This window comes from Bacteroides caecigallinarum (assembly GCF_021531075.1).
GTDB classification, from domain to species: Bacteria; Bacteroidota; Bacteroidia; order Bacteroidales; family Bacteroidaceae; genus Phocaeicola; species Phocaeicola caecigallinarum_B.
This window is the reverse complement of the sequence record NZ_JADYTJ010000046.1, coordinates 1-15,427: the sequence shown is the minus strand read 5'-3', so window position 1 is coordinate 15,427 and position 15,427 is coordinate 1. Positions and strand designations below refer to the sequence as shown.

General features: G+C 39.9%; 12 protein-coding genes and 1 tRNA gene. 8 read left to right on the top strand and 5 right to left on the bottom strand.

The annotated features are described in order from the left end of the window. Positions 1-4 precede the first annotated feature (4 nt). From I6E11_RS11610 to I6E11_RS11590, 5 genes are all read left to right on the top strand, one after another. A complete protein-coding gene (locus I6E11_RS11610) occupies positions 5-1,132 on the top strand; it encodes a hypothetical protein (protein WP_235338167.1) in 1,128 nt (375 codons plus the stop codon). A gap of 7 nt (positions 1,133-1,139) precedes the next feature. Next, positions 1,140-1,859, top strand: a complete 720-nt coding sequence (locus I6E11_RS11605) for a hypothetical protein (protein WP_235338166.1) — start codon at positions 1,140-1,142, stop codon at positions 1,857-1,859. Between the two features lie 234 nt (positions 1,860-2,093). Then, entirely contained in the window at positions 2,094-2,888 is a 795-nt protein-coding gene (locus I6E11_RS11600; protein ID WP_235338165.1) for a hypothetical protein, read from the top strand. Positions 2,889-2,919: 31 nt separating this feature from the next. Continuing rightward, entirely contained in the window at positions 2,920-4,440 is a 1,521-nt protein-coding gene (locus I6E11_RS11595) for a hypothetical protein (protein WP_235338164.1), read from the top strand. A 73-nt stretch (positions 4,441-4,513) separates the two neighbouring features. Next, the gene (locus I6E11_RS11590; protein ID WP_235338163.1) at positions 4,514-5,251 is read left to right on the top strand and encodes a hypothetical protein; all 738 of its coding nucleotides are present in this window, start codon (positions 4,514-4,516) and stop codon (positions 5,249-5,251) included. A gap of 227 nt (positions 5,252-5,478) precedes the next feature. On the opposite strand, the gene I6E11_RS11585 is transcribed toward I6E11_RS11590, so the two are convergent. Continuing rightward, positions 5,479-6,642, bottom strand: a complete 1,164-nt coding sequence (locus I6E11_RS11585; protein ID WP_235338162.1) for an exo-beta-N-acetylmuramidase NamZ family protein — start codon at positions 6,640-6,642, stop codon at positions 5,479-5,481. Between the two features lie 65 nt (positions 6,643-6,707). Between I6E11_RS11585 and I6E11_RS11580 the strand changes: the two genes are divergently transcribed. Then, positions 6,708-7,244, top strand: a complete 537-nt coding sequence (locus I6E11_RS11580; RefSeq protein ID WP_235338161.1) for an HD domain-containing protein — start codon at positions 6,708-6,710, stop codon at positions 7,242-7,244. 101 nt (positions 7,245-7,345) lie between these two features. Beyond that, on the top strand, positions 7,346-10,108 hold the full coding sequence (locus I6E11_RS11575) for a putative LPS assembly protein LptD (RefSeq protein WP_235338160.1): 2,763 nt from the start codon (positions 7,346-7,348) through the stop codon (positions 10,106-10,108). 10 nt (positions 10,109-10,118) lie between these two features. On the opposite strand, the gene ung is transcribed toward I6E11_RS11575, so the two are convergent. Next, the gene (ung, locus tag I6E11_RS11570; RefSeq protein WP_235338159.1) at positions 10,119-10,781 is read right to left on the bottom strand and encodes a uracil-DNA glycosylase; all 663 of its coding nucleotides are present in this window, start codon (positions 10,779-10,781) and stop codon (positions 10,119-10,121) included. Positions 10,782-10,919: 138 nt separating this feature from the next. Next, positions 10,920-11,960 carry an aspartate--ammonia ligase gene (gene asnA / locus I6E11_RS11565; RefSeq protein WP_235338158.1) on the bottom strand — a complete coding sequence of 347 codons (1,041 nt, stop codon included), beginning with the start codon at positions 11,958-11,960 and terminating at the stop codon, positions 10,920-10,922. A gap of 234 nt (positions 11,961-12,194) precedes the next feature. Here asnA and I6E11_RS11560 point away from each other — a divergent pair. Further along, positions 12,195-12,266, top strand: a tRNA-Arg gene (locus I6E11_RS11560). 188 nt (positions 12,267-12,454) lie between these two features. On the opposite strand, the gene I6E11_RS11555 is transcribed toward I6E11_RS11560, so the two are convergent. Together I6E11_RS11555 and nagB are read right to left on the bottom strand one after the other, a co-directional pair. After that, positions 12,455-14,440: a glucosamine-6-phosphate deaminase gene (locus tag I6E11_RS11555; protein WP_235338157.1), complete on the bottom strand. Its 1,986-nt coding sequence runs from the start codon at positions 14,438-14,440 to the stop codon at positions 12,455-12,457. Positions 14,441-14,459: 19 nt separating this feature from the next. After that, the gene (gene nagB / locus I6E11_RS11550) at positions 14,460-15,251 is read right to left on the bottom strand and encodes a glucosamine-6-phosphate deaminase (protein ID WP_235338156.1); all 792 of its coding nucleotides are present in this window, start codon (positions 15,249-15,251) and stop codon (positions 14,460-14,462) included. Between the last annotated feature and the right edge of the window lie 176 nt (positions 15,252-15,427).

Sequence of the window (15,427 nt, the reverse complement as noted above, 5' to 3'; positions counted from 1 at the left end):
TGTAATGATAAATATGACAAGAAAGATGGGCTGTTGTTTAGTGACATTGTTGTTATTGAGCATCTCTGCTTGGGGACAGGTGCAATTTGCGACAGCCCGTTTGCAAACCATGGCAGGTCTTTTGGCTCTTGAAAAGGACAAACTGACAGTGGGGGAAAATGATGAGTATTACCATTTGGGATATCCTTTAAATGTTCGTGTGAACAAATGGAATGAGGTTGAACATATAGGTTATAAGTTGTTCACACAAGATGTTCGCAAATCCAATCCACTTCCGGTTTACGATTTCTTGGAAAGATATTTCCTTGAATTGGACTTGTTAAGAGATATGGATAAATCCATGCGATTGGCCATCGACAAGGTTCAACTGAGCAATAAGAACTTGAGTATTATCCACACGTTTGACGGCTCTGAGACTTTAAATATTGACATTTTAAGTCTGAAAAAATATCAGGTCGTATGGAGTAAAAATGGCTTGAACATTTTGACTGTAACTTTTGATATGGATTATCAACTCCTTTCAGGATGTAATTCAGTTGAAGCTGAACAGAAATTGATACGCGAACTTCAGCGGCATCAATTTGAAGGGCAGCAAGAACTTGCTGTAGACTTTCCAGAAGCGAATCAGTCTAATTCCTTTTGGCAAGTAAATGATGGAACGTATATATTGGAAGAAATACGTCACACTTTGTATTATCATAAAAATGAGAACGGGCGATGGAAGCTTGTATGCGATGCTGGTCATCCGGTTTGGAGCACATTTAACTTGATGCTATCACGCGATATGGATAATGATTGCAATCTTGATTTGATTGTGGATTTATATGGTTATAAGGAAAAAGAAATGATGGTATCTTTGAGAAAATGGATTGATTTCTGCTGTATGCAAGGATGTAAATCGTATTTGGGAATTAAAACAAACCAGGAATCAAAGATAACAGGTACCGTGTTCATGGTGAATGAAAAGATGGGTTACAACCATATGCTTACAATAGAAGTGTGCAAAGATGTCTTTGCGAGTCGTAAAGGGAATATACGTTCTCGTCTGTATGCTTATATACCTTTACACAACGTGTCGGACGATTATTTCAAATTTTATACGAAAGTGCCTAATGTAGATAACTTAAAATGATAATAATATGAAGTTTTTGTTTTGTTTTTTATGGTTGTTGTTGGTTGTTTCTCAAGGCATTGCCCAAGATAACAATGCTGAGACTAAAGCACAAATAAATAAAATAAAGAAAAGTTCCACCTATTTGTACGGGGAAGCTACCTTGCCTATGGCAGAAGATGCGCTTGAGTTGGCAAAAGAATTATTGAGTAGTGAGATAGACGCTTGGATACAGGAAAAAAAGAAGCTTAGGACGTCGGATAACGTTGTGGTCAAGAATGTTAGTGAACTATCACAGCAAATGACGCTTCCAAGGGGAAACATGCATAGGGCTTTTGTGTATGTGAAAAAGGATGATATAATCCCGTCTGATAATGCTACGGTAATTAACAACCAAAAGCAGAACGGTGGCAGTATTCCCGAGAGCGTGATAGAGGTTGAGAATTCGGCTGAATCAGAAAGGCAGACTGTTGAAGGCATGGTTTTAAGTGAAATCCTTAAACTGCATGAATTCTCTCAGTTAAAGAACTGTCTTACAACCCTTAAGCAAGAAGGTAAAATCAGCGATTACGATAAGTATTCAAATATTAAGACCCCATCTGATTATTACTTGATTATTTATAATCGCCAAGGGATGATAGAAGCTGTCCTAGAACCAGGAAAGGACAACCGTAAGAACTTGAAAACTAATGGTATGGACAATGTCTCTAATTACAAGGGAAGGGGAGCAATAGGATTTAAATTTTAATACTTATTATATTGAATTATGTTAATGAAAAAGTTTTTAATACTAACCATTTTCTTATGTTCGTTTTGTTGCATCAATATTTGCGCAAACGTAGTGACCGTTACTTTAACAACTGATTCAAATTTCGATAACCTGCCTATTATAGAAAAGTTACAAACTAATTTAGGTAAAGTGTTGACTGAGATAAATAGCGCTCAAAATGAGAATCGCCCCTTGAATATTGTGGGTCTGCCGATGAATGAGTTTGCATCAAACTCTTTGTCAATGCTTTGGGCAAACATCCATTTCTATTGTGATGACGAGGAAGTTGTAGAAAGATGCTGGCCATTGACTGACGGCTATCTAGTGCGTAGAATACCTCTTATTATAACTCCGCAGGGAGAGGAGTTCGGTAACGGTACATATCAAGAAGCAATTGTAGAGTTTGCACCTTCTGGTGTTATTTCCGACTTTAGGTTTGCTCTTGATGCTCAGTTGGGCGAAAGTATGGAGATGGGTGGAAAAGGAGTAGTGGAAATTGAAAGACGTCAGAAAATCCTAAGTTATTGTGAACGCTTTCGAACAGCTTACAATACAAAAGACATCAATTTCCTTAACCAGATTTTCAGCAACGACGCTTTGATTATCACTGGTACTGTTGTAAAAACAAAATCTAGCGATATGGGAATAGGGGGAGAGAAGGTATTATATAAGAAACAGAACAAACAACAATACCTTGCAAATCTCAAGCGCGCTTTCATGCGAAACAAATGGATTGATGTGAAGTTCTTTCAAATAGGAGAAAAAGGAGAAACGGGTGGACCTGATGCTATTACCCAGTCGTCAGTGAATCCAAAAATGTATGGGGTTCGTCTACGTCAGGAGTGGCGTTCAAGTAACTATAGTGATGAGGGATATTTGTTCCTTTTGTGGGACTTTACTAACGAGGATGCACCTGTGATTCACGTGCGTACATGGCAACCTGAATGGGTAGGCGGACAGAAACTCCCAGAAGATGATATCTTCTCATTGAGCGATTTTGATTTATAATTATATATACTTTATTTTAAATAAACTAATGATGAATTGCAAAATTATAATAGCCTTGATGGGTTTCTTCGTAGTTTCATTGTTGGAGTCCAAGGCTCAAAACGTTTTTATGACTGTTGACGAGCAGGTGGATCGCCTGCAAAATGTTAATCTTGGTGGAAAGGCGTCTGCTGTATTCGTGTCGTCAATGGATGATTTGGTCATTACTTCAAACATAAAAAGCGAAGTATTCACACAAAAGAAAAACGGAGATTTATATGAATACGAAGTTCTTGTTGATGTAACTAACGGTGACCGAACATTTACTGTGATGCGTAAAAATACTGCATTGACTATCGAACACAAAAAAATATTTAAGGAAAAGAACAAACGTTATTACTTTTTGGTAGAAGAGGTGGAGAATCCAATTGTGCTTAATGAACAGGGAGGTAGAGGTGAGGCTCTAATAGAAGAAGGTAAGGAGAAAGGGAATGCTTGCGTGGAATTTACTACTGCGTTGGAAGGACTCAAGGTAAAGTATTCTCCCAAACTTGCATGTACTATTGAACGTTCCAAGACACCTGCTGGCGCTTTTGTCACTTCTGTAATCATTGATATGGAAGCTTTTGGTAAAATGCGTGATGATATGCAGAAGGCAGATTCCGCTTATACTGCATTTGATGCTAAAATAATGGATATGGGTGATAAAGGACAAGAAGTTTCTGAAAATGAGTGGGAAAAACATGATTCGTTGAGAGTTGTTAAAGAAGAGACAGAAGCTGCTTTTAATGCCATCTCATACCTTGTAGTTTATACGGAAGGCTCGAATAAACTAACTGTACCTATTAGCGATTTATCTCCTAAACAAAAAGTTCCATATGGTGTCCTTTCACTGCGCGAGAAAGTAGAAATTTATAACCGTAGTTACGATCAGTATGTCGGTAGTGCATTACAAGCCGAGAAAAGCCGTAAGTATAACACCGCACAGGAGTTTTACGAACAAGGAGCTAATGCAGAAGACGCGACCGAGGAAGAAAAAGCATCGTGCAGAGCCAAGGCGCAGGAAATGAAAGAGTGTGCAGGATATTGGAATATGGCAAATACGGTGCTGAAGAAACTGAAGGAGTTGAAAAAGCAAGGAGGTATGGCAGATTATGGCATGATTGAGGAATGTTATGAAGTGGCCATTGCAAACTATAATTCACTCTACAAAGTGCGTAACGACGAGGAATTCCAGCGTCGTGCTGACATACTCCAGAAAGCTTTGGATAAACTTGGGCTTGTGGTTGAAGGTAACGTGGTGAAGACCGATATGAAACAAGGTCGTTTAATAGAGGAGAAAGCTACCAATGTTTCCATTTATGCTTGCACCCAATCTTTTAGTAAGGATATGCAGAAAGGAACTCATGGGGTTTTTGTAGGTATGGTGGATGCTGATGGAAATTTCCATGTTCAAATAGACCGTCATATTTATGCAGGTTTACTTTTTGTTCCGGAGAATCGCAAGAACAATACATGGGTATCTCTAAAGGAGCAAAAACATTTAAAAACAAAGGTAAGAATTAGAGATTAATTTTTTTATTTATTAACTATTTAATTGTTTTATACGTATTATGAAACGTTTTATTAATTTCATGTTTTTACTAATGGCAATTGCCATAGTAGCACCTACAGCCGTTCAGGCACAAAAGAAAAAGAAAGAAAAGAAACCTAAGAAAGAATTTGTATGGGAAATGCCAGAACTAACAAAAAATGCAGAATTTGATGAGTATTTGCTTTCATGCGATACTTTGAATACACGCATTCGTGAGTATTGTGATGGTATTGTTTTTTATGAAGTGAAAAAGATACAAGAAACAGACGAGAATGGTAACGTCTTGAAAGACGAAAATGGTAATCCAAAGGAAATATATGCTGTTGTTGATAGCGCGAATCATATTAGAGGATCAAAAGAAGCAATTTTTCAATATGCGAATATGATACTAAGCGGTACAAATATCATTCTTGACATGGCGAATATTGCTCTGCTTACTACATCAGCAACAACAGCACTACCATCTTTGGGAATGAAGTCTTTTTCATATGCTAAGTATTTGAAAGCTGGTCCAAATATTGTTAAGTTGGGAACGCAAGAGATAAAGGAAATAGTTACAAAGTGTAGGGAACAGTCTAAAGATATCCGTGCTTATAAAAACAGTTTTACGGAATCTGGAGAACTGATTGATCCGACAGCTGATGTATCTAACCTGGATGGCGTAAATTTAAGCGATGTTCCGACTATAACGAAACCTTCAAGCGAACTGGCTAAAGAACTGGAACTGGCAAAGCAGGAGAATGCCAATGCACAGGAAGCAGACGAGGATGCGTTTGATGAAGCAGTGTAAGCATTTTGTGTGCCATATGCGCTAGTAGATATTTAAATTCATGGAATATTCTGAAAAATTACCGATAGAAGGTATTCGCATAGGTCACAAACTTTGTTTCTTGTAGATTTCATTGTGCCCAGAAGAAGAAAGAGAGATAATCTTTTTTTGATTAATTTGTAATGACCGTTCGAATATCGTTTAAGCAGCGTTTAAATACTGTTTAAATGTTTTTCGAACGGTTTTGTTTAGTACAGAATGTATTTCTCCCGTATTTCCCTGTATTTCTTCAACTCCTCATTCCATGCAGAACGAATCTCTTCTTCTGATTTACCTTTTAGCATATCGAGCCTTACCTGATTTGTACCCATCAGCAGGTCGAACCATTTGGGACGGGTGAGGAAGGATTCTGACTTGTTCATCTTCTTGAACTCACGGTACATCTCGACGACATATTTCAATGAAAATCCGTTCAGTCCGCTGATGTCGGTTTCTCTAAGGTCGAGCCCGTGGCACACTACGTTTTTGTGCAAAGGGTTTTTGTCAAAACCTTCCAGTGCTTTCGGAGTGAAAGAAAATGGATACTTGTCCTTTGGTAATAACGGTGAGCCAATCACCAGGAATGGGAAATATGTTCCGCGTCCTACACTGACTGACGTAGCTTCGAACAGGCAAAGTGACGCATACAATGCTATGGACTGATCGTTTGGCAGGTTAGGCGATGGCTTTACAGGAAGTGAATATGGGTCGCCATGCTTCCACCCTTGTATCTTTATTACTGAATATTTGCACTCCAGATTGTTGCCAAGCCATCCTTCACCGTTTATCATTCCTGCCAGTTCTCCCATAGTGCATCCATGAAGTACAGGTACGGGTAGCATTCCGACGAAACTTTTGTATTCTTTTTTCAATATAGGACCGTCAACATAATCGCAAGGATTCGGACGGTCGAGCACTATAAGCTCTTTTCCGTTTTCGGCACAGGCCTGCATCACGTAATATAATGTACTGATGTATGTATAAAATCTTGCCCCTACATCCTGAATGTCGAATACTATCATGTCAATATTGGCAAGGTCTGTTGCAGAAGGTTTCTTGTTCTTTCCGTAAAGTGAGATTATAGGTGTACCGGTTTTTACATCCTTGCCATCCTTTACAGTCTCTCCGGCATCAGCTTTCCCCCTGAAACCGTGTTCCGGTGCAAATAAAGCAACAGGCTTTTTCCCTAAAGAACATAAAGTGTCAAGTAGATGGACACTGCCGGTAAGTGATGTCTGGTTTGCCACCAGAGCTATCTTTTTGTTTCCTATGAGCGATGTCAGAGTCTCAATCTGGTCTGCTCCGTTTTTTATATTTGCGGCTTTACACACGCTTGACAAAGAAATTAATAGTAAAATAACAAGATATTTCATGATAGGACGATAATATTTATTAGTTTTGTAAACAAAATTAATTATACGCAAAGATAAATAAAACAATGAACCCAATAGAATTAATAGACAAATATTATCCTGAAGATAACGAACTGAAGAAAATATTGTTGAAACACAGCCGTTCTGTAGCAGATAAGGCTTTGGCTATGGCACGGAAGCATCCGGAACTGAATCTTGACCTTGAATTTATCGAGGAAGCGGCAATGCTGCATGATATAGGTATTTTCCTCACTGATGCCGATGGCATATACTGTTATGGAACTTATCCGTATATATGTCATGGCTACTTGGGGGCTGATTTGGTACGTAAAGAAGGTTTCCCTCGTCATGCCCTGGTATGTGAGCGCCACACCGGAGCAGGACTTTCATTGAAAGCTATTATCGAATGCGATTTGCCTGTCCCACACAGAGATATGCTTCCGGTAAGTCCTGAGGAACAGATTATATGTTTTGCCGACAAGTTCTTTTCAAAGACCAAACTTGATAATGAAAAATCGCTTGAGAAAGCACGCAAAAGTATAGAAAAACACGGTGATGAAGGACTTGTAAGGTTCGATAAATGGTGTGAAATGTTTTTGTAATGTTTATTATGTCGTAAAAATACATTAAAAACTTACTGCCTATAGTGTTATTTAAGTGATTATGCTTACTTTTGTATCGCTTATCGCGAAAAAGATATATAATGACTTCATTTAAAAGAACAACATACATATTTATAACATTGTTTCTGCTTGGTTTGGTTTCCACTTTCTACGCTGAGGCGCAGCGTGTAAGGGGAAGGCGTGCTGGCAGGAATGTTTCGTCTCAGATAAAAGCCGATTCTTCCAGTCTCGATTCGTTGAGGCTGGATTCACTGGCTCTGGATTCGCTTTCATCGGATTCCTTGGCTTCAGACTCTACTGAAAAAAAAGATGCGCTTGATGCGCCTGTGATATACGAGGCTAGCGATTCTATTGTTTTTACCAAAGGAGGTTTTGCTCATCTGTATGGTTCAGGAAAAGTAAATTATCAGAAGATTGAACTTACATCGGCTGTCATCACAATGAATATGGACAGTAACACAGTGTATGCCAGAGGTGTCAAGGATACAGCTGGAGTAGAATCAGGTCTGCCTGTTTTCAAGGATGGCGAGACTCCATACGAATCGAAAATAATGCGATATAACTTCAAGACCAAGAAAGGTTTTATCAACAGTATCGTTACACAGCAGGGCGAAGGTTACGTAACCAGTCGCGATGCCAAGAAAGGTGCCGAAGATGAGATATATATGCAGCACGGACGATATACTACTTGCGATAACCATGACCATCCGCACTTCTATCTGCAACTGTCAATGGCTAAGGTTCGTCCAAAGAAAAATGTTGTCTTTGGTCCTGCGCATCTGGTGGTAGAAGATGTACCGTTGCCTATTGCCGTTCCTTTCGGATTTTTCCCATTCAATAGCAGTTATTCATCAGGTTTCATCATGCCTAGTTATGGTGATGAGTTGAACCGGGGATTCTATCTTCGCGATGGTGGATATTATTTTGCCATAAGCGACAAGATGGACTTGAAAGTGCTGGGAGAAATCTTTACAAAAGGTTCGTGGGGACTCTCGGCTGCATCCAACTATAATAAGAGATACAAGTTCAGTGGCTCATTCAATGCCAGTTATATTGTGACAAAGACTGGTGACAAAGGTATGCCGGATTATTCTGTGTCGAAGGACTTCCGTATTCAGTGGAGTCACCGTCAGGATGCAAAGGCTAGTCCTAACAGCTCATTCTCTGCCAGTGTGAACTTTGCTACAAGTAGTTATGACCGTTCCAGCTTGAGCAGTTTGTATAATCCGCAGCAATATGCACAGAATACAAAGGCTTCCAGTGTGAGCTACTCACGTAGTTTCCCGGAGATTGGTCTTAATATCTCAGGTTCGTTCAATATCACGCAGAACACACGAGACTCGTCCATCAATATGACACTGCCTGACGTTAATATATCTTTGAACCGTATATATCCGTTCAAACGCAAGAAAGCTGTCGGTGACGAACGTTGGTACGAAAAGATTTCTTTCCAGTATACAGGGGCTATGACCAACAGTGTTAATACGAAAGATAATCTTTTGTTCAAGACACCTCTTACACAGTGGAAAAATGGATTCCAGCACAAGATTCCGGTATCGGCTACCTTCAACTTGTTCAAGTATATAAACATAGTTCCGTCGTTCAACTATACTGAAAGATGGTATCTAAACAAGATAAAGAGGAGCTATGACCCTACGCTGAACACTTCGGACCATGTACGCAAAGATACTATAAACGGTTTCAACCGAGTGTATGATTATAACATGTCCGTACAGATGAATACCAAGCTTTACGGTATGTATAAACCGCTTTTCATGAAGAGCAAGGAAATTCAGGTGCGTCATGTGTTCACACCTACGGTAAGTTATACCTATACTCCGAATTTCGGAACCAAGAGATTCGGGTATTATGACACTTATACTTATACTGATGAAGACGGTGAGGTGCGTACAGTGGAATATTCACTCTATGACGGAATGACTTACGGTACGCCGGGAAAAACCATGTCGCAGAATATATCGTTCTCTGTCGACAATAATCTTGAAATGAAATTTAAGTCGGACAAGGATAGTACCGGATACAAAAAAATAAGTCTTATAGACCAGCTTGGTGCTTCGATGTCATATGATGTAGCTAATAAGAAGTGGAGCGACCTGAGCATGAATGTCAGATTGAAGTTCCCAAATAATTATACATTCAATATGAATGCTTCGTTTGCTACTTATGCCTATGAGTTCGACAAGAATGGTAACGTAGTAGTGGGTGACCGTACAGAATGGTCATACGGGCGTTTCGGACGATTCCAGGGATATAGTGGTTCATTCTCTTATACACTGAACAATGATACTTTCAAAAAACTCTTTGGAAAGGGTGAAGAGAAAGACGATAAGAAAGACGGTGAGGAAAATACTGATGAAGAGAATACCGAAGAAAATACAGAGGAACAGCAGAACAATTCCAATATGAGAAAAACTGAAGCTGCCTCAATCAGTTCGGATGGATATATGGCATTCAAATTTCCTTGGAGTGTAAGTTTAAGTTACAGCTACAGTATACGTGAGGACAGAAATAAGGATATAAATATCAAGACAATGCGTTATCCATATTCACTTACTCATTCTCTTAATATATCCGGTAACTTCAAGATTGGTAGCCGTTGGAATATGAACTATTCTACGGGATATGACTTTACTACCAAGGAATTGTCAATGACTACATTGAATATAACCCGCGACCTTCACTGTTTTAACATGAGTTGCGGATTAGTGTTTGGACCTTATACTTCGTATAATTTTACTATCCGTGCCAACTCCAGCATGCTTACTGATGCCCTTAAGTGGGATCAGCGAAGCAATACCGGTAGCGCAGTTAATTGGTATTAATAATATAGTTTTACCAGTCGATGGCTGTCTTGCCGTTTTTAACGAGATAGTCATTGGCAAGGCTGAAGTGGTGATTTCCGAAGAAACCGTTGTGTGCCGACAGTGGAGACGGGTGTACTGATGTCAGTACCAGATGTTTGTTTCTGTCAATGAATGCCCCTTTCTTTTGTGCGTACGAACCCCATAGGATGAACACCAGATTGCTTTTTTCTTCAGCCAATTTTCTGATAACAGCATCTGTAAATTCTTCCCAGCCTCTACGTTGGTGCGATCCTGCCTGATGTGCCCGTACTGTAAGAGTGGCGTTAAGCAATAGCACTCCTTGTTCTGCCCATCTGGTCAGGTTTCCGCTTTGTGGAATAGGTTTACCTAAATCACTGTTTATTTCCTTGAATATGTTTACCAGTGATGGCGGGGGCTGTATACCGTCATTTACCGAGAAACATAATCCGTGTGCCTGCCCAGGGCCGTGATAAGGGTCCTGGCCTATTATTACTACTTTTACTTTGTCAAACGGGCAAAGGTTGAAAGCATTGAAAATCAGTTTTCCGGGTGGATAAACCGTTGTTTCATGATATTCTTTTCTCACGAAGTCTGTCAGTCGTATAAAATAGTCTTTCGAGAATTCCGGCATCAGTGCTTCCTTCCATGATTCTTCTATCTGTACGTTCATTGTTGTTATGGTTTTGTGCGTTTTTTGTATTGGCAAAGGTAATATATTATATACAAAAAAACAACGGAGCCTCGTGTGCCACACTGTGTTGTGGCTACGAAACTCCGTTCTGTAATTATATTTATCTCGTTTAGTTGCTTAGATAAGTGTCATGCCGTGTTTTTCGCATTCCTTTCTCATGCTCTCAGGCCAAATACTTGCCTGTATCTCTCCAATGTGAGCTTTTTTCAGATATAGCATACACAGACGTGACTGTCCTATACCTCCACCGATACTTAGAGGGAGGGTACCGTTCAAGAGCCTTTTGTGGAAATACAGTTCCTTTCTGTCTTCTTTTCCCGAAAGTTCAAGCTGACGCAGCAATGCTTCCTTGTCCACACGGATACCCATTGACGAAAGTTCGATGGCACGTCCCAGCACTTCGTTCCACACCATAAGGTCGCCATTGAGTCCTGGCAGACCTGTAGCAGGATCAATTGTTGAATAGTCATCATAGTCAGGAGCACGCAGGTCGTGTGGCTGCCCGTTGCTCAGTTTGCAACCTATACCAATAATGAATACAGCACCGTATTTCTTTGTTATAAGGTCTTCACGTTCTTTTGGAGTCTTGTCAGGATACATCTGCAAGAGTTCCTCTGAGTGAATGAATTGGATGTCGTGTGCAAGAAATGATTTTATCTGCGGATACATTTCGCATATCATATATTCAGTGCGACGCATGGCAGAATATATTCTGGTAACTATGCTTTTCAGAAAATCAATATTTCTTTGTTCAGCGGTGATGGTTCTTTCCCAGTCCCACTGGTCGACGTATAGCGAGTGAAGGTTTCCTAATTCTTCGTCGGCACGGATTGCATTCATATCTGTATATATACCATATCCGGGACCGATGTTATAATCGGCAAGTGTAACTCTTTTCCATTTGGCAAGCGAATGTACTACTTCCGCCTGTTGGTCTCCCAAGTCTTTGATAGGAAATGAAACGGCACGTTCCACTCCATTAAGGTCATCGTTTATACCCATTCCTTTGAGTACGAACAGTGGGGCAGTGACACGGCGGAGTCTTAATTCCGATGAAAGATTTTGCTGGAAAAATTCCTTTATTTGTTTAATGCCTAGCTCTGTCTGTTTCATGTCAAGCAGGGCTTTATAGTTGGCAGGTTTTATTAAGTAACTCATGATTGTTTGGTATTAGTTTTGTTGGCAAAGATAGATATATTTTGTAAATGTGCAATTGTTATGGCGAAAAAGTTGTCAAAAAGCTTGCTTTTTTATTATAATGCTTGGATAATTGTCATTATTGGGCCTTTCCGCTCCGTCTTATTGAAAGTTTTTTACTGTAAAGTTTATTTCCTAATTCCGATAAACTTATTATTTTTGCAACCGATTTCAGAATGTCAAAATCATGATAATGCGCTCATAGTTCAATGGATAGAATAATGGATTCCGGTTCCATCGATTGGGGTTCGACTCCCCATGAGCGTACTTAGGGAAAATGTCCTGTCGTTTTGACTAAAATGTCTTGTCGTTTTATATAAAATGACAAAGCGTTTTAGAACATCAGAATTTCACCTGCTTATAGGAATAGATGTCCGAACATAATTGTTTTTTTATAAAAAAATCCTGCAAAACATTTAAGCTTTGCAGGATTTTTTGTGTATTAGGAATAATCTTTATAGAGGCTTGTACTCAACGAATGCTTCCATTGCTTCGTAACATGCCAATCCCAATCCGTCGTAGAGTGATGCTGTTCCGCGGTTACGGTCCTCACTTCTTTGCCAGAACAGACGTTCGTCATTGCCTAGGAAAGGAGCGCTTTCCATCTGAGACTGGTGCTTGAGGATTGAGTTGCGCTTAGCGCGCAATTCTTCAGGACTCAAAGGTACAGCCATTTCGATGTTCTCTATTTCCCATTCAGCCCATGCGCCACGGTACATCCATATTCTGCAGTCGTTCAGCCATTCGGCACCGGCATTCTTTTCTTCGTCTATGGCTGCAAATACTGCATCAGTACATACCCTGTGAGTTCCATGTGGGTCGGCCAGATCGCCTGCCACATAAATCTGATGAGGCTTGACCTCTCTAAGAAGATTAAGAACTATTTCAATGTCTGGCAGACTGATAGGGCTCTTTTCTATTTTGCCTGTTTCATAGAAAGGAAGGTCAAGGAAGTGACATCTGGACAGAGGAATGTTATTGTATGTACATGCTGTACGTGCTTCACCTCTGCGGATGAGTCCTTTGATGGTAAGAATGTCTCTTGAGTCCATATCGCCTTCTTTCTTTTCGGCAAAGAACTTTTTGATTTCGGCATACTTGTCGCTGATAGTCTGGTTCTGGCTGTCATCGAACAACTGGTTGAAACCGTTGATGAAGTGCATGAATCTTACAACTTCTTCATCGCCTACGGCAATGTTACCGGATGTCTGGTATGCCACGTGTACTTCATGTCCCTGCTGAACAAGTCTTCTCAGTGTACCACCCATTGAGATAACATCATCGTCTGGGTGAGGAGAGAACACTATAACTCTTTTTGGGAACGGTTTTGCTCTTTCAGGACGGTAGGTATCGTCTGCGTTCGGTTTTCCTCCTGGCCATCCTGTAATAGTGTGCTGAAGGTCATTGAATACCTTGATGTTTACATTGTATGCAGAACCGTAGAGAGCAAGCAGTTCGCTCAAACCGTTATCATTGTAATCCTTGTTTGTTAGCTTCAGGATAGGTTTTCCCAATGTCTGGCATAACCATACGATGGCACTTCTGATAAGCTTGTTGTTCCATTCGCAGTTTGTAACCAGCCACGGGCGCTGTATTCTTGTCAGATAAGCGGCAGCAGCAAGGTCTGTGCATACCACTGCATTAGTGTGCAACTGCAGATATGAAGCAGGCAGTGTGTCTGTAATCTTTTCCTCTACAGTTTTACGTATGATTTCGGCCTTGTCTTCGCCCCAAGCAAGGAGGAATACTTTTCTTGCGCCAAGAATGGTTTTGATACCCATTGTAATGGAGCAAGGAGGAAGATTGTCAACGCCCAGATTGTGTGCTGCTTCAGAACGCGAAGTGCTGTCGAGCAATATCAGGCGTGTAGTAGAACTGGCTTGCGAACCAGGCTCGTTCATACCTATTATTCCTTTACGGCCTATTCCCAATACTGCAATATCTATACCTCCGAAAGTCTGTATCCTTTGTTCATAAAGTCTGCAGTGGTCTATGATGGCATCTTGCGGAATACTGCCTTCCATAGTGAAGATATTCTGTCTGTCTATGTCAACCTGCGAAATGAACTGTTTCATCAGATGACTGAAGGTGCTTCCTGCTCCTTCGTTGACCGGATAAAATTCAAAAAGATTGAATAGTATGACATTTCTGAAACTTACGCCTTCGTCTTTATGACGGCGAATCAGTTCCGTGAATAATGGTCTTAATGATGAACCTGTGCCAAGCGCTATAGTACAGAACTTTCCTTCACGCTGTCTGTCCTGTATTTTTGCTATAATTTCATTTGCAATGTTTTGTGTTCCTTCGTCCATAGATTCGAAAATGTTTGTAGTGATTTTTTCGAATCGTGTGATAACAGAACGTTCAACAGCATTCTCTGGTTTGTAGTAGCGTGTTGAAACATTGTTTAATGAGATTTGCGATGTAAGATTTGTACGCATAAACTCTCGCTTTTAGTTATTAAAGATTGTTTTTCTCGATGTCCTTAAAGTATTTGTAAGTACCTACTTTAAGTTCGTCTGTTGCAGCTTCGTCACATACTATGATACCATGCTGGTGCATCTGAAGTGCACTGATAGTCCACATCTGTGTGATGCCACCTTCTACTGCATGTTGCAAGGCACGAGCCTTGTTGTGTCCGTTGCAGATAATCAGAACTTCTTTTGCAGCAAGAACTGTACCTACACCTACTGTAAGGGCTGTCTTTGGAACTTTGTTTACATCATTGTCGAAGAAACGTGAGTTTGCGATAATAGTATCTGTAGTGAGGGTTTTTACTCTTGTGCGTGAAGAAAGTGAAGAACCCGGTTCGTTGAATGCGATATGTCCGTCAGGACCGATACCTCCAAGGAACAGGTCGATGCCACCGAATTTCTCGATTTCCTTTTCGTAGTTTGCACATTCAGCCTCAAGGTCGGCAGCATTTCCATTTAAGATGTGTATATTTTCTTTACAGATGTCAATGTGATTAAAGAAATTGTTATACATGAAAGAATGATAGCTTTCAGGGTGTGATTCAGGAAGACCTACGTATTCATCCATGTTGAATGTTACTACATTCTTGAATGAAACTTTACCCTGCTTGTTCAGTTCAATCAGGGCTTTGTACATTCCAAGTGGAGATGATCCTGTGGGAAGACCTAATACGAAAGGTTTTTCTTTAGTAGGATTAGCTGCATTGATCTTGTTTGCAACGTAGTTTGCAGCCCAATTAGAGATTGACTGATAATCTGGTTCAATAATTACTCTCATGATTTTTTTGGTTTTATTAGGTTATAAAGTTAGTTAACTATACGCTTATATATGAAATATTTTGAGAACTATGCAAAGATACCTATCATAAATTAGAAAGGCAAATAAAAAAAAAGAATTTTTATAAGTCGAATATTAAAAAAAACTGCTATTTTTGTAGCATATACTATAAAAAC

What these genes read in the sequence shown, in the direction of transcription:
- I6E11_RS11610 (WP_235338167.1), top strand. Translation starts at nt 5, where the DNA reads ATGATAAATATGACAAGAAAGATGGGCTGTTGTTTAGTGACATTGTTG.
- I6E11_RS11605 (WP_235338166.1), top strand. Translation starts at nt 1,140, where the DNA reads ATGAAGTTTTTGTTTTGTTTTTTATGGTTGTTGTTGGTTGTTTCTCAA.
- I6E11_RS11600 (WP_235338165.1), top strand. Translation starts at nt 2,094, where the DNA reads ATGAATGAGTTTGCATCAAACTCTTTGTCAATGCTTTGGGCAAACATC.
- I6E11_RS11595 (WP_235338164.1), top strand. Translation starts at nt 2,920, where the DNA reads ATGAATTGCAAAATTATAATAGCCTTGATGGGTTTCTTCGTAGTTTCA.
- I6E11_RS11590 (WP_235338163.1), top strand. Translation starts at nt 4,514, where the DNA reads ATGGCAATTGCCATAGTAGCACCTACAGCCGTTCAGGCACAAAAGAAA.
- I6E11_RS11585 (WP_235338162.1), bottom strand. Translation starts at nt 6,642, where the DNA reads ATGAAATATCTTGTTATTTTACTATTAATTTCTTTGTCAAGCGTGTGT.
- I6E11_RS11580 (WP_235338161.1), top strand. Translation starts at nt 6,708, where the DNA reads ATGAACCCAATAGAATTAATAGACAAATATTATCCTGAAGATAACGAA.
- I6E11_RS11575 (WP_235338160.1), top strand. Translation starts at nt 7,346, where the DNA reads ATGACTTCATTTAAAAGAACAACATACATATTTATAACATTGTTTCTG.
- ung (WP_235338159.1), bottom strand. Translation starts at nt 10,781, where the DNA reads ATGAACGTACAGATAGAAGAATCATGGAAGGAAGCACTGATGCCGGAA.
- asnA (WP_235338158.1), bottom strand. Translation starts at nt 11,960, where the DNA reads ATGAGTTACTTAATAAAACCTGCCAACTATAAAGCCCTGCTTGACATG.
- I6E11_RS11555 (WP_235338157.1), bottom strand. Translation starts at nt 14,440, where the DNA reads ATGCGTACAAATCTTACATCGCAAATCTCATTAAACAATGTTTCAACA.
- nagB (WP_235338156.1), bottom strand. Translation starts at nt 15,251, where the DNA reads ATGAGAGTAATTATTGAACCAGATTATCAGTCAATCTCTAATTGGGCT.